At 28.2% G+C, this 19,847-nt stretch carries 18 protein-coding genes; 3 read left to right on the top strand and 15 right to left on the bottom strand.

What is annotated here, in order from left to right:
* The 3 genes from SPJ33_RS06925 to SPJ33_RS06915 all read right to left on the bottom strand — a co-directional run.
* The coding region (locus tag SPJ33_RS06925; RefSeq protein WP_321117237.1) for an SH3 domain-containing protein at window positions 1-504 on the bottom strand (504 nt) is incomplete at its 3' end.
* 223 nt (window positions 505-727) lie between these two features.
* Window positions 728-2,899 carry a YhgE/Pip domain-containing protein gene (locus SPJ33_RS06920; RefSeq protein WP_321117236.1) on the bottom strand — a complete coding sequence of 724 codons (2,172 nt, stop codon included), beginning with the start codon at window positions 2,897-2,899 and terminating at the stop codon, window positions 728-730.
* Window positions 2,900-2,917: 18 nt separating this feature from the next.
* Window positions 2,918-5,098, bottom strand: a complete 2,181-nt coding sequence (locus SPJ33_RS06915) for a YhgE/Pip domain-containing protein (RefSeq protein ID WP_321117235.1) — start codon at window positions 5,096-5,098, stop codon at window positions 2,918-2,920.
* A 268-nt stretch (window positions 5,099-5,366) separates the two neighbouring features.
* On the opposite strand from SPJ33_RS06915, the gene yjeM reads away from it, so the two are divergent.
* Entirely contained in the window at window positions 5,367-6,863 is a 1,497-nt protein-coding gene (gene yjeM / locus SPJ33_RS06910) for a glutamate/gamma-aminobutyrate family transporter YjeM (protein WP_414627217.1), read from the top strand.
* Between the two features lie 78 nt (window positions 6,864-6,941).
* On the opposite strand, the gene SPJ33_RS06905 is transcribed toward yjeM, so the two are convergent.
* The 11 genes from SPJ33_RS06905 to SPJ33_RS06855 all read right to left on the bottom strand — a co-directional run bounded on the left by SPJ33_RS06905 (window position 6,942) and on the right by SPJ33_RS06855 (window position 16,234).
* Entirely contained in the window at window positions 6,942-7,370 is a 429-nt protein-coding gene (locus SPJ33_RS06905) for an MOSC domain-containing protein (protein ID WP_321117233.1), read from the bottom strand.
* Window positions 7,371-7,372: 2 nt separating this feature from the next.
* Window positions 7,373-8,344, bottom strand: a complete 972-nt coding sequence (gene moaA, locus SPJ33_RS06900; protein ID WP_321117238.1) for a GTP 3',8-cyclase MoaA — start codon at window positions 8,342-8,344, stop codon at window positions 7,373-7,375.
* 18 nt (window positions 8,345-8,362) lie between these two features.
* Window positions 8,363-8,839 (bottom strand): cyclic pyranopterin monophosphate synthase MoaC, encoded by a 477-nt coding sequence (moaC, locus tag SPJ33_RS06895; protein ID WP_321117232.1) that lies wholly within the window; start codon window positions 8,837-8,839, stop codon window positions 8,363-8,365.
* A 2-nt stretch (window positions 8,840-8,841) separates the two neighbouring features.
* Window positions 8,842-9,861, bottom strand: coding sequence for a molybdopterin-binding protein (locus SPJ33_RS06890; RefSeq protein WP_321117231.1), 1,020 nt, complete (start codon window positions 9,859-9,861; stop codon window positions 8,842-8,844).
* A gap of 12 nt (window positions 9,862-9,873) precedes the next feature.
* Window positions 9,874-10,530, bottom strand: a complete 657-nt coding sequence (gene modB / locus SPJ33_RS06885) for a molybdate ABC transporter permease subunit (RefSeq protein WP_321117230.1) — start codon at window positions 10,528-10,530, stop codon at window positions 9,874-9,876.
* Between the two features lie 2 nt (window positions 10,531-10,532).
* Window positions 10,533-11,306 carry a molybdate ABC transporter substrate-binding protein gene (modA, locus tag SPJ33_RS06880; RefSeq protein WP_321117229.1) on the bottom strand — a complete coding sequence of 258 codons (774 nt, stop codon included), beginning with the start codon at window positions 11,304-11,306 and terminating at the stop codon, window positions 10,533-10,535.
* Window positions 11,291-11,782, bottom strand: a complete 492-nt coding sequence (locus SPJ33_RS06875; RefSeq protein WP_321117228.1) for a MogA/MoaB family molybdenum cofactor biosynthesis protein — start codon at window positions 11,780-11,782, stop codon at window positions 11,291-11,293. Before SPJ33_RS06875 ends, modA begins: the two co-directional genes overlap by 16 nt.
* Before the next feature lie 2 nt (window positions 11,783-11,784).
* Window positions 11,785-12,291 (bottom strand): molybdopterin-guanine dinucleotide biosynthesis protein B, encoded by a 507-nt coding sequence (gene mobB, locus SPJ33_RS06870; RefSeq protein ID WP_321117227.1) that lies wholly within the window; start codon window positions 12,289-12,291, stop codon window positions 11,785-11,787.
* Window position 12,292: 1 nt separating this feature from the next.
* Window positions 12,293-12,868 (bottom strand): molybdenum cofactor guanylyltransferase, encoded by a 576-nt coding sequence (locus SPJ33_RS06865; RefSeq protein ID WP_321117226.1) that lies wholly within the window; start codon window positions 12,866-12,868, stop codon window positions 12,293-12,295.
* Window positions 12,869-12,870: 2 nt separating this feature from the next.
* A complete protein-coding gene (gene glp, locus SPJ33_RS06860; RefSeq protein WP_321117225.1) occupies window positions 12,871-14,064 on the bottom strand; it encodes a gephyrin-like molybdotransferase Glp in 1,194 nt (397 codons plus the stop codon).
* 94 nt (window positions 14,065-14,158) lie between these two features.
* Window positions 14,159-16,234 carry a molybdopterin oxidoreductase family protein gene (locus SPJ33_RS06855; protein ID WP_321117224.1) on the bottom strand — a complete coding sequence of 692 codons (2,076 nt, stop codon included), beginning with the start codon at window positions 16,232-16,234 and terminating at the stop codon, window positions 14,159-14,161.
* Window positions 16,235-16,597: 363 nt separating this feature from the next.
* Between SPJ33_RS06855 and SPJ33_RS06850 the strand changes: the two genes are divergently transcribed.
* On the top strand, window positions 16,598-17,560 hold the full coding sequence (locus tag SPJ33_RS06850) for a TDT family transporter (protein WP_321117223.1): 963 nt from the start codon (window positions 16,598-16,600) through the stop codon (window positions 17,558-17,560).
* A 35-nt stretch (window positions 17,561-17,595) separates the two neighbouring features.
* Here SPJ33_RS06850 and SPJ33_RS06845 read toward each other — a convergent pair whose 3' ends face one another.
* Complete coding sequence (locus SPJ33_RS06845; protein WP_321117222.1) at window positions 17,596-18,315, bottom strand: Bax inhibitor-1/YccA family protein; 720 nt, start codon at window positions 18,313-18,315, stop codon at window positions 17,596-17,598.
* 279 nt (window positions 18,316-18,594) lie between these two features.
* Between SPJ33_RS06845 and SPJ33_RS06840 the strand changes: the two genes are divergently transcribed.
* Window positions 18,595-19,821, top strand: coding sequence for an FprA family A-type flavoprotein (locus tag SPJ33_RS06840; protein WP_321117221.1), 1,227 nt, complete (start codon window positions 18,595-18,597; stop codon window positions 19,819-19,821).
* Window positions 19,822-19,847: the final 26 nt, after the last annotated feature.

The following is a 19,847-nucleotide window of genomic DNA, read 5'->3' as shown; positions in this document are numbered from 1 at the left end:
TTTTACTTTTCCATTTTTATCTACTGTTGCTACTTTACTATTGCTACTTGTCCAAGTTACTCCTTTATTACTTGCATTACTTGGCGATATTGTTGCTTTTAATGTTTCGCTCTTTCCTTTTTCTAAACTTAATGTTGCCTTATTTAGTTTAACTCCTGTTACTGATACAGGAATTTTACTATCAATATATTTACTGTCAACATATCCATAACTTGATTTGTATTTTATTCTATACCATCCATTTGCTAGCTTATCAACTATTTCAACCTTGCTTCCAGTTGGTAATTTTCCTAAAAGTTCAGAATTTGTTGATGCTGATTTTCTTACATTAAGGTTTTGATTTCCTGTATTTGTTACTCCAAACTCACTCTTATTTATTGTTGCTTTTGTTAGCAATACTTGATCTGAATTTAATCTAGCTATTGACATTGCTGCTTCAGCTGATGTTGATACAACTGATGTCACTATTGCTACAATAGACACTATTTTAGATAAATTTTTCATAAAATCTCCTAAAAAAATTATTATACTTTAATAAAATATTAAAAAGCTAATGAAAACATTACTACTTTTTATTAAACCAATTTATTCCATTCTAAATATAAAAATTATCTACATAATAATTAAAAAGTAAAGATATAATAATGTTAATTCACAATATTAAAAATATATTATAAATCAAAAAACTGCATTAGATGAGGTTTTAATTCATCTAATACAGTATTTTTTATAATCCTGATTCTTTAAATTTGTGTTCCATGAACATAGTTCCTTTATATACAAGTCTCTTTATGAATCCAAGTACTAAGAATACTAGCCCAAATAAACAAAGCATTTTTATGTCATGAATTGTATCACTCCATATTGGTCCTGCAATTGCTTCTCTAAATCCATCAATTGCATAAGTAAATGGCCATAATGGTTGTAATACTCCAAATATCTTTGGATTTGTTTGAATAGGATATATTCCTCCAGCTCCAGCTATTTGGAATACCATAATTACTACAGCTAATGCCTTACCAACATTTCCAAATAGTGATATAAGTGTGAATATTATTAAAGTAAATACTACACAGGCTAAAAGTCCCATGAAAAATAATAGTTTTGTATTTTCAGGTTTTATTCCTAAAATTTTAATATCCCCAACTAATACAATAATAGTTTGGATGATACCTACTGTTAGAAATAATAACATCCTACCAAAATGTTTTTGTACTAATGAAATTTTTTCACCATCTTCGAAATCTTCACATTCAGTTGTTAAAATAGCTGCCATTAGAAGTATTCCTACCCATATACCTAATACTGTATAGAATGGTGAAAGTGCAACACCAAATATTCCTGTATCATAAACTTCTACAGTTGTAACTTCTATAGGTGATGACATAAATGATGCTATTTTTTCTGGATTCTTTTCTAGCATGCTTATTACTTCATCAATATTACTATTTGTAATATTTTTTGTCTTATCTTGAACTTTACTTAATTTACTCTTAAATTCATCTAATTTAGTGCTTACATTTGCTATTTGTGATGATGCTACATCTCCACTTGCTATACCAAAGTTTGCTAAAGTATTTAATTGAGGAACTATAATCTTACTTCCTTCTAATACATTACTAGCACTTGTAGCCCCTTGTGATAGATTATCTCCTACTGCATTTAATACTGGAACTACATTATTATAGAAATTATTACTTGAATTAGTTAATCTATTTGTAAAGTCTGTATTTAAATTGCTTAGTGTATTAATAGTATTATTTACATCATCTGTGTTTTTTCCTGAATCAATAATACTCTTTAATTTAGTTAAATTATTCTTATCTTGTGATATTATATCTTGTAAATTTGATAGAGTACTTATTTGAGTTTCAATTATACTACTTCCAAAAATTCCGTTTATATTTCCTAAGATTTGCTTAGCAGTTGTAATATAGTTATTTGATGTATCAAGTGTTGTTTGCATATCCTCTATTGTTTTATCTAGCTTTGCATTATCTTTAGAATCACCAATAGTGTTATTGTAAGTATCCTTAAGATTACTTAAAAGTTCATTATACTGATTATTTATTGACTGTATTTGCATTAAGTCATTTTTTATTCCACTACTTAAGTTTTGAACACTCATTTGAGTACTTGTTATCAAATCCTTACTTCCTTCTATCATTCCTTGAAGAGAATTTATTGAATTTGTAATAGTTGGTAATTGAGTTTTTGTTTTAGCTAAATAATCTTGAACATCACTTATATCTTGAGTTGAAGCATTTAATTGATTTGATACTTGATCTAAATTATCTTGTGCATCATTTAAAGCTGATTTAAAATCTAGGATAGTTGATTTATTTTTTTCAATTTCTCCTCCAAATTCATTTAAATACTTAAATGCTTCTTCGTTTACTATATCTACAAATTTACTCGTTATTTCTTCTGTTAACTTAGTCTTAGCAACATTTGTTATCTTAGTTGCTATTGCATTTACCTTTTCGTTTGCTTTGTATATTATATCTGGTTTTTTAGGATTATCAGTTAATAAAGTGGCTAAGTCACTAGAGAAATTCTGTGGTATTTCTATTAATGCATAATATTTACCTTCATTTAATCCATAATTACCTTGCCAATCTCCAACGATTTTCCATCCTATTGATTTATTTTTCTTTAATTGCTCAACAATTTCATTTCCTACATTAATATCTTTTCCATTAATCTTAGCACCTGTATCATTATTTACAACAGCAACTGGAATTGCTCCTGTATTTACATAAGGATCCCAACATGCCTTTATATTAACCCATGCATAAAGTGAAGGAATAAAACATAGACCAGTTATAATAACTATAGCAGCTGGATTTTTAACGATATTTTTTATATCTCTCTTAAAAACCTTGAATATCTTTCTCATGTTTTCCTCCTAATCCTTCTATTCTGCTATTCCTGATTTTTCAAATTTTTCATCAAATTTTTCTACTTGTTTAGATAATTTTTGTTTAAATAATATTCCTATAAGTAATGTTACTACAATAATTGAAACCAATACTCCAATATCAAGTAATACCTTACTTGCAAGCGGTCCTGCTATTGCTTCTCTAAATCCTTCAAGTCCATACGTAAATGGGAAGAATGGTTGAAGTACCCTAAAGAATTTTGGATCAACTTGTATTGGGTAACTTCCTCCAGAACCTGCAATTTGAATTACCATAAGTATTATAGCAATTCCCTTACCTATGTTTCCAAATAATGATACTAAAGTAAATACTATTGTACAGAATGTTAGTGAACATAGAACTCCAAATAATATAAATAATGGAGTATTTACAGTTTGAACTCCTATTATATACTTGTCACCTATAGTAAGTATAAGCGCTTGAATTAAGGCATATGTTAAGAATGAAAGAAGCTTTCCTAAATACTTTTGTCTTACTGTAAGATTTTCACTTCCTTCAAATTCAGCTACTTTTGTTGTTAAAAGAGATGTTAACATTAAAGCTCCTACCCAAGTTGCAAGTACTGAATATATTGGCGCCATTCCTGATCCATAATTTGCGACCTTATAAATTGATTCATCCTTAATATTAAATGGTTGTGAAATATATCCACCCATTACATCTGGATTACTTTGAAGTATAGTTAAAATTTGAGTTAAGTCATTGTCATTAACTTTTTCAAGTTTATCGCTTAACTTACCTATTCCAGATTCAAAGCTTTCTAATTGTTTTTTTAAATCAATTGAAACATCTGCTGTTACTTTTGTTCCTTGCATTGCTGATTCTATAAGCTTATTTACATTTTCAACCATTTCTTTTGAGTCTCCAAGTAATTCATTTGCATCTTCTGTTGATTTAATATAATTATTATAAATCTTTGTAAGTGCTTGTTTAGTATTATTGTTATATTGACTCATAGATGAACTTACTTCATCACTAATTGAAGAGTTCATTTGGTTTAATTGTCTTAATATATCACTATTTAAATCTTTTGTTGATTGATATGACTTCTCTAAATCATTTAACTTATCACTTTCACTATTTAAAGATGATTTTAAATCATTTAATAGTGTAATCATGTTAATAATTTGAGTATTTGATTCACCATTTATAGTTAAAGTTACTTTTTTGTTTAATCCTTCTAAGAATTTTAAGACATTATCAATACTGCCATTCATATAAGTAATTTCTTGCTTCATTATTGATATAGCTGTACTTACTTGTTTAGAATTTCCAGATGATACTGACTTATTTAAGTTTTCTAATAAAGTAGCCATTCTTTTTTGTGAAGAATTTATTTGATCTAAATTAATATTTAAGCTATCGAAAGAATTATTCATTGTATTTTTTGTATAAGTAGCTAATTTCTTTGATTCTTCATTGCTATCTTGTATTTGATCAATTCCACTTGTTATTTGAGGGATTGTATCTTTTATACCATTTAAATATGTATTTAGATTATTTGCATTATTATTTGTGCTTTGTAGTGCATTTAAAACAAGATCCATATTTTTATTCATTGTTAGTATTCCATTTTTAAGTTCAAGAATCTTTTGTTTATTCTTTTCAACTTTATCACCTAATTCATTAAGTGAAGAGAATACTGTTTTATTTACTGTTGATACAAAATTTGACTTTATATTATCTATTAATTTTTCTTGTGCAGCATTAGTTATTTTTCCTGCAACTGGATTTGCTTTAGTATCAACTTTATAAACAATATTTGGTTTTACTGGGTCATCTGTTGTAAGACTTGCAAGATCCTTTGAGAAGTCTTCTGGAATTTCTATAGCAGCATAGTATTTCCCATCTATTACTCCTATATCTGCTTGTTTAGAATCAACAAATTCCCATCCTATAGATTTATTCTTTTTAAGTTCAGAAATTACCTCATCCCCCATGTTAATATCTTGAGACAGTAATTTTGTCCCCTTATCATTATTAACTACAGCTATTGGAATTGTTCCTGTATTTTCATAAACATCCCAAGAAGCTGCTATGTTTACCCATGCATAAAGCGAAGGAATAATACATAATCCAGTTATTATTAAAAACGCAACTGGATTTTTAATAATTGCTTTCATATCTCTCTTAAATATAGAAAGAATCCCTTTCATAATTCACCTCCAAATATTTTAATAATATTATAATTTTATTGTTTTAATATGTATTTTTTTGAAACTTTTTATTAATTTTTTGCATATTTCTTTCATGAAATCACAATATACAGTATAATTCTTTATTAATTTTCTTGTAATGTTACATAAATACTATTATAATTATAATAATAATCAAATATTCACAAAATTTTAGTCAAATAATAAATTCACTATATTAAAGTGAGTTAATTATGAATAACTAAAAAATAATAAGTATAGGAGGATAATAATGAGCGAAAATAACAAAAAACTGAAACTTATACCATTGATATTAATGATTTTCACATCAGTATTTGGTTTTACAAATATAGCTAGAGCTTTCTTGCTTATGGGTTATAGCGCAATACCTTGGTATATATTATCAGCAATAACATTCTTTATTCCATATTCATTCATGTTAGCAGAATACGGTGCTGCATTTAAAAACGAAAAAGGTGGTATCTATTCATGGATGGATAAATCAGTTGGCCCTAAATATGCATTTATAGTTACATTCATGTGGTACACTTCTTATATCATCTGGATGGTTACTACATCATCTTCTATTTGGGTTCCACTTTCTAATATGATATTTGGGGAAGATAGAACTTCTACTTGGTCTTTATTTGGTCTAAGTGGAGCACATACTATGGCGCTTCTTGCAATAATATTATTTATATTAATTACATTTGCTACTTCAAAAGGATTAAGCGGAATTACAAAAGTTACATCTATTGGTGGAACATTTATAGCTCTTTTAAATATAGTTTTATTAGTTGGAGCTGTTGTAGTTCTTGTGGCAAATAAGTTCCAATTAGCACAACCAATATCTGCCTCAGCATTTGTTAATTCACCAAACCCTACATATCAATCACCAATTGCTGTTTTAGGATTTGTAGTGTTTGCAATATTTGCATATGGTGGACTTGAAGCTGTTGGAGGATTAGTTGACCAAACTGAAAATCCTGAAAAAACTTTCCCAAGAGCAATCAAGACTGGTGCTATAATAATTGCAGTTGGTTATTCAATAGGAATATTATTTGTGGGATTCTTTACAAACTGGAGTGTTACATTAGGTAAAGATACAGTTAACATGGCTAATGCTGGATATGTTGTTATGCAAAACTTAGGTTATACATTAGGACTTGCATTTAATCTTGGAACACAAAAGGCTCTATTCTTAGGTACTTGCTTCTCAAGATTTGTCGGTTTATCAATGTTCTTAGCATTACTAGGTTCATTCTTTACATTAACTTACGCTCCAATAAAACAACTTATTGAAGGTACACCTAAAGAAATATGGCCAAAATCATGGGTTAAAGTTGATAAAAATAATATGCCAAAAAATGCAATGTGGATTCAATGTCTTGTAGTCGTACTTATTATATTAGTATCTTCATTTGGTGGAGATACAGCTTCAGCTTTCTTAAATTACTTAATATTAATGAGTAATGTTGCTATGACAATTCCTTATGCATTTATTGCTTTTGCATTTATTTCATTCAAGAAAAAAGAAGAAATTCATAAACCATTTGTTATGTATAAGAACCCTGTTACAATAAAAGTTTGGACTGTTATTGTAATGATAACTGTTATATTTGCAAATATATTCACTATCATAAAGCCAGCATTAGATTCTGGAGATTACGTATCAACAATTTTCCAAATCGCAGGACCAATAATCTTTGGTGCTATAGCATTAATACTTTATGATAGATATGAAAAAAAGCAAAAACTTAAATAAGTAAAATATAATTACTATAATAAAAAGAAAGAAGATATATAATTTTAAAATTATATATCTTCTTTTATTTAACAATATTTATATTAATTCAGCTTTATCATTAATAGCAACTTTTCCGCCTTTTAATACTTTACTAAACACTCCATAAATAGGCATTATACACTTTCCTACTCTATGGAATATTTCACATTCATTGTGACATTTTTTTCCTATTTGTGTTATTTCTAATATAGCTTCTCCTACTTTGATCTTTTGACCAACTGGAAGTTTATCAACTTCTATTCCATCTATAACTATATTTTCTCCAAAATCTCCAAACTTAACATTTCCACCTTGTCTATTAAATTCATCAATCTTTTTAAGTTCTAATAAACTTACTTGTCTATGCCACTTACCTGCATGAGCATCATCTTTTATCCCAAAATCCTCAATTAAAATAGCCTCTTCTACTTTATTTTTTACAGTTCCTTTTTTAGGGCTTGTGCAAATTGCAACCACTTTCGCCATAATTATCCTCCTATTTCGTTCATAAACTTCTTTTCTTTGTTTTCATCTTCAACTTTAAATAGATACTTTTGTGGTTTATTATATATGCCTTCTTTTATTGTTTCTCTAAGCTTTTCATCACTTGCTCCATTTTTTAAAAGCGTTTTAAGATTGATTCCACTTTTCCAATTTAAACATTGTTTAAGTAATCCATCTGTTGTGATTCTTATTCTATTACAGTTATCACAAAAACAATTACTCATTGCACTTATAAACCCAACTCTGCCAATTGCATTTTCTAACTTTATATACTCTGCTGGCCCATCATGTACATTTCTTTTCTCTTCTTTAAATTTAAGGCCCGTATCCTCTAAAAATTTAATTATATCTTTATTTGATAATCCAGTATAATTTTTACCTTCTCCAATTGGCATAAGCTCTATAAATCTAACATCTATATTTTTCTTTAATGTTAAATTTATTAGATCAAGTATCTCGTCATCATTTGTTCCTTTAATTATAACTACATTTAATTTAACTTTTGTGCCTTTATTTAAACATTTATCAATAGCGGATAAAACTTTATCTAAGTCTCCACCTCTTGTTATTTTATAGTATTTATCTTTATCTAACGTATCTAAACTTATGTTTACCTTTTTTAATCCATTATCGATTAAATCATCTGCTATATCATCTAATAATATTCCATTTGTCGTAAGCGCAATCTCTTCTATTCCATCTATAGAATTTATTTTTTTGATTAAATCAACTATTCCATCATATACAAGAGGTTCTCCTCCTGTAAATCTTATTTTTCTAATACCAAGCTTTGATGCTTCTTTTGCAATTCTATAAATTTCTTCACTTGAAAGTCTTTTATCTTCTTGACAAAATATATTGCCTTTTTCAGGCATACAATATACACATCTTAAATTACATTTATCGGTAATAGAAATTCTAAGGTAATCTACATTTCTTCCAAATCTATCTTGTATTGTTCTCACCTCAAAATATTAATAATTAAATTCACCGCTCTTTCCACCAGTTTTTTTAACTAAGTGTATTCCATCTATTTTCATTCTCTTATCTACAGCCTTACACATATCATAAATAGTTAATGCTGCAACAGAAACTCCTGTTAAAGCTTCCATTTCAACTCCTGTTTTTTCAAATATCTTTACTGTAGAATTAATTATTATTTGTGAATTTTCTTCATCTATTTCAAAATCAATGCTACATCCATTTATCATTATTGGATGGCACATGGGAATTAAATCTGATGTTTTCTTAATAGCCATAATACCTGCAACTCTTGCTACTCCTAAAACATCACCTTTTCCTATTTTTCCTTCTTTTATAAGATCAATAGTTTCTTTACTAGCTATAACTTTTCCAGTTGCAGTTGCAACTCTCTCAGTTTTATTTTTTTCAGTTACATCTACCATAACTGCATTTCCTTGGCTATCAAAATGAGTAAACTTTTCTTTCATAATTATTCTCCTTTTCCAAAAGAACAATGTGGGAATGTGCAGACTTTACAATCTAAACAGAATCCACCATGTCCATATGCAGCGATATCTCTAAGAGTTAATTTTTCATCACTTAATACTCTAGGTAATACTAAGTCAAATACAGTTCTCTTAGAATACATTACGCATCCTGGAAGCCCTAGTATTGGTATGTCTCCATTATATGCTAATAAAAACATCGCTCCTGGAAGTACTGGTGCTCCATAAGTTACTAATTCTGCTCCTGATTCTTTTATTGCAGTTGGAGTTACATCATCTGGATCTACAGACATTCCTCCTGTACATATAATCATTTCAGCTCCAGCATCTATTGCTTTTTTGATTTCTGAAACTATTTTATCTTTATCATCTGGAAGTATGACTTGATTTTCTAAAGTACATCCATAATACTCTATCTTCTTCTTTACAGCTGGTCCAAATGCATCCTTTATTCTTCCGTGATACACTTCACTTCCAGTAGTTATCATGTGTACTTTCTTAGGCTTAATGTCTACAACCTTTATTATTTTTTCTGTAATTAATTTCTCTGCTTCTATTATTTTTTGTTCATCAATAACTAATGGAATTACTCTTGTACCTCCAACAAGTTCTCCCTTTTTTAGAGGAGTATTGTTTTGTATTGTTGAAACCATTATTTCTCCTAGCATATTTATTTGTAATAGCTTTTCTTTATCTATCTTTAAAAGACCATCCTTTGCAGCCATAAAATTAATTTTACCTTCTTTTATTTCTCCAAATTCTAATCCTTCTCCACATACTAAGTCTTTTAATCTTTCCGCAGCTTCATTTTCATGAAGAACACCTTCTTTATTTTCCCAAACATATATATGTTCTTTTCCTATTGATAATAATTCTTCTATATCTTCTTCTCTTATTATATGTCCTTTTTTAAATGCTCTTCCTTTAAATTCTCCTGGAACTATTTTTGTTATATCATGACATAATACCATACCTACAGCATCTTGTACTCTAACACTTTTCATATACTTCTCCCCTTAAGCTATTTTTTTTAGTATCTTATTATATGACATTGTTAAAACCATAGAGATAATAACAATTATAATAAGTATTGTTTTTGCAAGCATCTCATCATTGTTCTCTATAGCATAATACATAGCCATAGGAACTGTTTGAGTTTTACCTGGGATATTACCTGCAACTAAAATAGTTGCACCAAATTCGCCAAATACCCTAGCAATACTTAATATTACACCTGTAAGAATTCCTTTTTTACAAAGTGGCAAACTAATCATTCTAAATACTTGTCTATCTTTTGCTCCCATTTCTCTTCCTGCATTTTTTATATCTTCATTTACGCCTAAAAGTGGTGTCTTTATACTTTGATACATTACAGGAAGAGAAACAACAACACCAGAAACTACTGCCGCAATCCATGTGAATATTATTGTTATATTAAAGTTTTGTAAAAGAAGCTCACCAATAAAACCTCTTTTTCCTAAAGCTATTAATATTAAATATCCTATAGCTGAAGGTGGAAGAAACATTGGAAAGAGTATTATAGTTTCTATAATGCTCTTCCCTCTCATTTCTTTTTCAATTAAAAAATAACATCCTATTATAGATATAATTAAGCTTATAGCAACTGAAATAACTACAACCTTAAATGATATTAAAAATGGACTTAATATCATTTTTATTGTACTCCAAAACCATATTCTTTAAATATTTTCTTACTTGTATCACTGTTTAGAAAATCAAAGAACTCTTTACTTTCTTTTTTATTTTTACTATCCTTTATTAAACATAAAGAATATTCTATACTTTGGTGATAATCATTTGGAACTTCATAAACTATCTTGCTATTTTTTAAATTCATGGCATCTGTTTTATAAACAAAACCATAATTAACATCTCCGTTTTCAACATAGTTTAATACATTTGTTACACTCTTTGCATAAATAAACTTATCTTTTAAAGAATCCCAAAGCTTTAGATTTTCTAAAGTTTGTTTAGTATATTGTCCTGCTGGAACTGTTGATATTTCTCCAACTCCAATTTTGCCATTTGTATTCTTTAATTCATCTAAGTTATTTAACTTTTTTTCATTTTCTTTATTTCCTATTACCACTAAAGAATTTGTTAATAAATCTTCTACATTATCTTTATTTACTAAACCTTCATTTACTAATTCATCTACATATTTAGTATTAGCTGATAAGAATAAATCAACATTTGCACCTTGACTTATTTGCTTTTTTAATGTACCTGATCCACCACTATTATAATTAACATCTATTCCAGTTTCTTTTTTAAATTCATCTTTAATCTTATCCATTGGCTGTTGTAAGCTTGCCGCTATACTTACAGTGATTTCTTTATTTGCTTCTTTTTTATTTCCACATCCCGTTAAGACTAATGACACCATAGCAACCCCGACTAATAAACCTGCTATTACTTTCTTGCGCATTCCGATGCACTTCCTTTCATTATATCTAACCCATGTTTTAAGTCATTTAATATGTAATCTAATATCTCTTCACATGCTTTTGGACTTCCTGGCATATTTACAATTAATGTTTTATTTCTAATGCCAGCTGTTCCTCTAGATAACATAGCTCTTTTAGTTATAGTGAAGCTATAATTTCTGATAGCTTCTGCTATTCCTAAAGCTTCTTTGTGTATCACATCTTTAGTTGCTTCTGGTGTTACGTCTCTTTCACTAAAACCAGTTCCCCCAGTTGTAAGAATAAGATCTACACCTAATTCATCACTCATGTATTTCATCTCATTTGAAAGCATTTCTCTTTCATCTGGAATAACTATATATCTCTCTACTTTAAATCCACATTTTTCCGTTATATTTTTTATTACTTCTCCGCTTTTATCGTATCTTTCGCCTCTTGATCCTTTATCACTACTAGTTATTATGCCTAATGTATACATATTTAACACCTCCTTTCATCATTATATTTCAATTTTTCTAGGCAATCTGTTAATTTTCTGTAATCATTAATTGAAACCTGCTCGATGCCTTCTATATCAAGTTTTGTATCTGTTGCTAAACATATAAGCTTATCTTTTGGAGTAATAATATTTTTACTTACACCACTTCTAAATACTTCAATCTTTCTTAAAGGACTTTTTTTATATCCTTCAACTATTATAAAATCTTTATCTGATACCATATCAAGCAATTCTTCAAGAGGCATTTCATTTTCAACTTCTTTTATCATAGCCATCCTATTTTTAGATGATATTATTACAGTTTCAGATCCAGCCTCTCTATGCCTATAAGTATCTTTTCCTTTTTTATCTATGTCAAATTCATGTGCATCATGCTTTATTGTTCCTACTGAATATCCCCTATTTTTAAGTTCCTTTATGATTCCTTCAATTACTGTTGTTTTACCAACATTTGAAACTTCACTAACAATATTTACTACAAATGCCATGTTACTCACCATCTCTTCTTATTAATTTCTCATATTCTTCTACAGTATTAATATTTGAGAAATTATATTTATCATCTATATTAATATATTTTGTATCTATATTACATAATAAATTTTTAATTCTATAATCTTTTTCACTTATCATTTTTTCAATTGTACTTAAAATATCTTTTTTATATATTCCACAAAGAGGTTGTATACGCCCATCAACAACTGGAATTAATGCATCATTATGAAAATCATAATTGCCTAAATAATTTAAAACTTCTTTATTTAAAAAAGGCATATCTGAAGCAATTACTAAACAATATTGAAACTTACTCTCTTTTAAAGATGAATATATTCCTCCAATTGGACCTATTTCTTTAAAGTGGTCTAAAACTATTAAAGCTTTATCTTTAAATTCTTTATATTTTTCTACATCATTACAAGAAATTATCTTTTCTTCATAATCTGAAATTGCATCTAAAGTTCTTTCTATAAAAGTATTACCCTTATATTCTAAAAAAGCTTTTGTTTTATAATTCATTCTTGTATTTTTTCCACCAGATAGAATTACTGCACTCTTTTCAATCATATCTACACTAACACTTTAACAATGTCACCTTTCTTTAATACTGTATTTGGCTTTACTTCAAGTATTGCATTACTATTTATCATAGTGTGTACTTGCCCTGGAGTTTGGTAAACATTATTTATGTAAACTTCGCCTTCTTCATTTATATTAACTCTTAAAAATCTTCTCTTTTTTGATACTTTGTTATAATCATCCATAACAACAGCTTTTCTTTCTTTAAGACCTATTTTATCTGAAGATATCATCTTGCTTAAAACCCCTCTACAAGTAAGTTCAAAGCTTGTCGCTGCAGCTACCGGTGTTCCTGATAAACCTATATATAACTTACCATCTTTATGCGCACCAAACATTGGTGAGCCTGGCTTCATGTTTATTTTCCAGAATAAAATTTCATAACCTGCCTTCTCAGCACTTATTCTAACTCTATCTTTTTCACCAACAGATACTCCCCCTGTTGAAATTATAATATCACAATCCTTTTCTAATGTTTCTATTGCTTTTATAATTTCTAAATCATCATCACATATAAGATCATAAATTATGCTATCACAACCTAGTTCTTGTAACCTACTTTTTAAGAAATATCCATTACTATTATAAATTTTCCCATATTTTAATTTACTTCCTGGGTTTTGAATTTCATCTCCAGTATTTATTATTCCAACTTTTGGCTGTTTATAAACCTTTATTTTTTCAAGCCCAAGCGCTGCTATACACATTATTTCTGATGATGTTATTAATGTGTCTTTATCTAGAAGTTTTGTTCCAATTTTAAAATCTTCTCCTTCATAACAATAGTTATCATAAGGCTTATGTTCTTTATATATTTTAACTATTGAATTTTCTTCTAATGTATCTTCTTGTCTTACAACACAATCAGCTCCATTTGGTATTGGTGCTCCAGTCATTATTCTTATTGCTTCACCTTTATTTAGATGCTTTTCTGATACATGACCTGCATATACTTTATCTATAACACTTAAACTTATTGGATTTTCATTGCTTGCACCCTTAGTATCATTTCCTTTTACAGCATAACCATCTAATGGTGAACGTGGAAAAGGTGGGTTATCAATTTCAGAATATATGTCTTCATAAAGCACTCTCCCTAGTGCATCTTCAATGTGTACTTCTTCATATGTCATCTTTTTAGTCTTACCTAATAATAACTCTCTAGCATCCTCTAAACTTATCATAAATATACACCTCTTAAAACTAATAGTAATTCTTAATTTTAACGCTCACCCTAAAATAGAATGAGCATTAAAATTTTAAAATGATATTATATAACTACTTTATCTTTTTTATATTAATAGTTACATACTTATATGATGGCTCTCTTGAATAAGTATCAAAAATGCTTGGTGTTAAAGCATTGATTTCAATATAGTGCATTGGGCCATATGCTTCATCTGGCTCAAGTCCTGCATTTATTTTAGCTTTTACCTTAACAGATTTTCCATTTGATGATGATACTTCAATTATCTCTCCATCTTTTATATCATGAGTTTTTGCTATTTCTTCACTTATTTCTATATAAGCTTCAGCTGGAACTGACTTTTCAACTAATGGTATTTCTCTTGTTCTAGTTTGAGTATGCCATTGTCCTACAGTGCCTCTTCCTGTATTTAATATATAAGGATATTTTTCAGTTTCTTTATCCTTATTTTCCATGACATCTTCATAAATAAACTTCATTTTACCGCTTGGTGTATAGTATTTTCCATCTTCAAAAAGTCTTCTTTGATCTTGTTCTAATTTTTCACCTTTTCTAAATGGCCATTGCACACCTTTGCTTTCTCTAATCATTTCATAATCAACACCAGTTATATCACAAGGCATTCCTTCTGTAGATTTTTTAATAATTTCAAATACATCTCTAGGTGTTTTCCATTTTTCTAATTCTTTTTCTTTTCCTAATGCTTTAGCTATTCCAGTTATTATTTCAAAGTCTGTAAGTTCATTTTCATCTTTTTCAATCATTGGTACTAATGCTGAGATTCTACGTTCTGTATTTATATATGTTCCATTTTTCTTTATTCCTGGAATTGCTGGTAAGAATAAATCACACATTTTTGCAGTATCTGTATCATCATATAAATCTTGTACTACTAAAAAATCAAGTTTTTCTGCTGCTTCTTTAAATTTACTATTGTTAGCCCAAGAATCTGCCGGGTTTGTTGAAACTATCCAAAGAGCTTTCATAGTTCCATCTAATGCACCTTGTATTATTTCTGGATATGCCATTGTTGGCTTAGTTGGAATATATTCATCTTTAATTCCCATAACATCACTTATAAACTTTCTGTCTTCTTTATTTGCAAAATCTCTTCCAGCATAAAGACATGTAGTATTACTAAATAATCTTGAACCCATAGCATTACATTGACCAGTCATTGAATTTGGGCCTGTTCCTTCTCTTCCTATATTTCCAGTCATTACTGATATATTTATTATTGCTTGTGCTGTTCTTACTGCTTCATAACCTTGGTTAACTCCCATAGTCCACCAGAATGAAACTCTCTTTCCATTGTGTATAGTTTCAGCTAAAGCTTCTGTTTGTTCTATTGTTATTCCTGTCTTTTCAAAAACATCTTCTAATTTATACTTACTAACATGCTTTTTGTATCCTTCAAAGTCTTCTGTATATTTTTCAATATATTCTTCATCGATATATCCTTTTTGTATAAGAACATTAGATAAAGTATAAAGGAATACTAAATCAGCCTTTGGTCTTATTGGGTACCATTCATCTGCAAATTTTGCTGTTTCTGATTTTCTAGGATCTATTACTATCATTTTAGCATCTTTATTTTTTCTTATTCTCATCCATGATACTGGATGGGCTACTGCTGGATTTGCTCCTATAAATATAAGAGTATCTGAAAGTGATAAATCATTTAAAGTATATGGTGGTGCATCAAAGCCAAAGCTTTGCTTATATGCTACAACTGATGTTGCCATACAAAGTCTTGTATTACCATCTCCATGCATTCCCATAAATCCTCTACCTACTAATCCAAGTAAAGCCATCTCTTCTAAAGGTAATTGTCCAGTACTTATATAAGCTGCACTTTCTTTTCCATACTTTTTTTGTATTGAAGTCATTCTTTCTGCAAAAACTTTAAACGCTTCATCCCATGATATTTCATGCATTTTTCCGTCTTCTCCTCTAAGTAGAGGTAATCTTTGCTTTCCATACTTAGTGCATTGTTTATCTAAATTTAATCCTTTTATACATGCACTACCTTCATTTACTGGGTAATCTTTTGCTCCTAGTATTTTTGTTATCTTACCATCTTCTACTGTAAATTTAAGATTACATCCTGTAGCACAATAATTGCATACAGATTGTTTTACTTCCATTACTAATCATCTCCTCATTTGTACACTAACTTAGTTATTATTTTAACATTTTTTAACTTTTTACAATGTGACCATTATCACGAATTTTTACTATTTTAATAATTTTTTTGCTTTTTTCGTGATAATCATCACGTTTTTAAGTTTAACTTATCGTTATAATAAAAGTGTACTATTTGTAGTTTAAAATAGGAAAGAGAGGGATTTATTTGAAAGGGAGTAACTTAGATACACCTAAAACTAGTTTTTTAGTTAAAATTTTAGCATTAATTGGATTTTGCTTTTCTTTGTTAATTATTTATCTAACTCAAGTTTTATAGTTTATCAGAACAAAAATTATATTCTAAATAATTAAGAGGTGGTTTTTTGAACAATAGTATTTTTAATATTAAATTAAAAGAATATCCTATAGGATTTATTGGCGCATGTCTTGGAGCTGTAACTCTTTCTAATGTATATGACGCCCTTCAACTTACAATAATAAAACCAATTTTTGTTATAATAGGTTGCTTAGCATTATTAGTCGGAGTTTTTAAGGTAATTAAACATCCTGATGTGGTATGGAATGAAATGAATAATACAATTTTAATGGCACTATATCCAACTTCAACTATGTTACTTATGAACATAGGTGTTTATTTCCTTAAGTTTAACTATACTTTAGGAAGAACAATTTGGTTTATAGGATTAATAATAAATGTTTTCTTTGTTTTATTTTTCTTAATAAGACACGTTTTAATTGGGTTTAATATGAAGTTTGTACTTCCATGTTGGTATGCATTATTAGTTGGTATTTCTGTTTCTTGCACAACTAGTACTCAAGTAAATGCAGTTAAATTAGTTACACCAATTTTCTACTTTGTAGTAATTACATTCTTCACATTTTTACCAGTAGTTATATATAGACTTGCTACACTAGAGGTTCCAGATGCTCAGTATCCTTTAATTGCAATTATTGCAGCACCTGCAAGTCTTTGTACTATAAGTTATATAACATTATTTAAAAATGCTAATACATATATAGTAATGTTCTTCTTCATAATAACATTACTTACAACACTATATGTTTATATTAATTTTAGAAAAATTTTATCTCTAAAATTTAATGTAACTTTTGCAGCACTTACCTTCCCACTTGCTATTTCATGCGTAGCATCACTTAAGGTAAAAGCTTATTTATTAGGTTTAGGTTATACTGCTGCTTCAAATATAGTAAATCAAATACTTGCTATTGAATTATTTGTAACAACTGCAATTATAGGTTTTGTATTATATAATTTTATATTTAACCATTTATTTAATATACCTATTAAGAAATTTACTAAATAAAAACTGCTACCACAAAGGTGGTAGCTTTTTTTATTTTAATCTCTATCTGAAAGTAACTTAGACAATAATTGTATTATCTCCATATATAACCAAATTAATGTTACCATTAATCCAAAAGCTCCATACCATTCCATATATTTTGGTGCTCCACTTTGACTTCCTCTTAATATAAAATCATAGTCTTGCATTAAGCTTATTGTAGCAATAATTACAACTGCTAAACTAAATATAATTCCTATAGGACTATTATTATATATTGGTAATATTATTCCAAATCTACTAAGTAACATTGATATTAATGATGTAATTACTATTGTTAAAAGTGCTATCATAACCCCTTTACTAGTTCTATTAGCTAAACTAGGCTTTTTTCCATATACTATAACAGTCACTATAACTGCTACTATTGTTAAAGCAATTGCCGGCAATACTATACCTGGATATATATAGTTAAATAATCTTGATATATTTCCTAAAAGCAATCCTTCAAAAGCTGCATAAATTATAGATGTAAATTGAGCAGACTTTGGAAAAAAACTTGTTATCATTGCAACTATAAATGTTACAACTGCAACCCCTGATATTACTTTACTACTATAAGGTATGTAAAACCAACTATATAAAAATGCAGCTGCAACTATTGCAAGTAAAATAAAAATCTTTGATATTGTTCCTGCAATACTCATAGTTGTTCCATCATTTGTTACTGATTTAAATCCCTTTGCTAATGCTGGATTAGTTTCCCCAATACGCATATAAATATCTCCCTTCAAATTTAATTTTTTCTCTTTCTATCATTATTATACATTTTAAATCTACCAATTTGTCATAATTTTATGTATATTTTCATTATTATAATTTTCTTTATACTTTATTATAAATTCATTTTCCTAGTTTTACTATATTTATTTTATTAACTTTCTTAACCTTATATTAAAAACTTTTGTAATTAGAATCACATTTTTATTTTTCCGTATTAGCTACAATATACACATAAACATGATTTGAAATTCGCAACAAGGAGGACATACTTGATGATAAAAGTAGAACAATTAAATAATGATGCTTACTGTGTTGGAAAGATAGATGATAGAGGCGTTCCATTTCACAGACTTATTTTAGAAAAAGGAACTACATATAATAGTTACTTATTAAAAACTAAGAAACCAACAATCATTGATACTGTTGACATGATGTTTGGAAGATCTTATATAGAAAAGCTTTCAGAACTAATAAATTTAGAAGATATTCAATACATAGTTATTAACCATACAGAACCAGATCATTCTGGTGCATTAGGTTCACTTGCATTAAGAGCTAAAAATGCAACTATAGTATGCACAGAACCTGCTGTATATGAACTTAAAGAAATGTATAAATTACAAAACAGAAATTTCTTAGTTGTGAAAGATGGAGATAAACTAGATATTGGAGGTAAAACTTTAATATTTAAGTTAACACCTTACTTACATACTAAAGAAACAATGGTTACTTATTGTGTAGAAGATAAAGCTTTATTCTCATGTGATATCTTCAGTACACACGTTGCTGTTAAAGATTACTTTAACGATACATGTGGATTTGATATAACAGAAGATTTCATAGGATATTACAATGCAATAATGAAACCTCATGCATCTTATGTAAGATATATGTTAAATGCTATAAAAGATTTAGATATTAAAATGATTTGTCCATCACATGGATTTATAATTAGAAAAGATGCTGATAAGTTCATTAAAATATATGATGATTTAAGCCAAGTAAATAATAGTAATAAAAAAGTAGTCATTGCATATACTACTCTTAGACAAAACACTAAGAAAATAGCTGAAATGTTTAGAGATTTAATTTCAAACAACAATATAGAAGTTTTATTATTCAATGCTGATAAAACTCCTGCAGATGAAATTATAAAGGCTATTGAAGATGCTGATGTTGCTTTATTTGGTACTTCAACAAGATATGGTGATATGGTTGGAAACATGGAAGTATTACTTAAATTACTTGAAGGAAAAGACTTAAAAGGCAAAATTGCTGGAGCATTTGGTTCATTTGGTTGGAGTGGTGAAGGTATTGAAATAATACAAGACTACTTAAATAAAACTAATATGACTGTATTAAATACTTCAAGTATAATCAAATCTACTGGTATGAATGATGTTGAATTCCCAGTTAGAGTAAGATTCTCAATAAATGATAGTGAAGCTGAAAAGATTAGAAGAGCAGCTTATTATATCGTAGATTTATTATTAAGTTAAATTTTAAAATTTAAATATAAATAAAA

Source organism: Clostridium sp. (genome assembly GCF_034179595.1).
GTDB lineage: Bacteria > Bacillota > Clostridia > Clostridiales > Clostridiaceae > Clostridium.
Note: the sequence above shows the minus strand (reverse complement) of the source record. Positions and strands in the feature narration are given on the sequence as shown.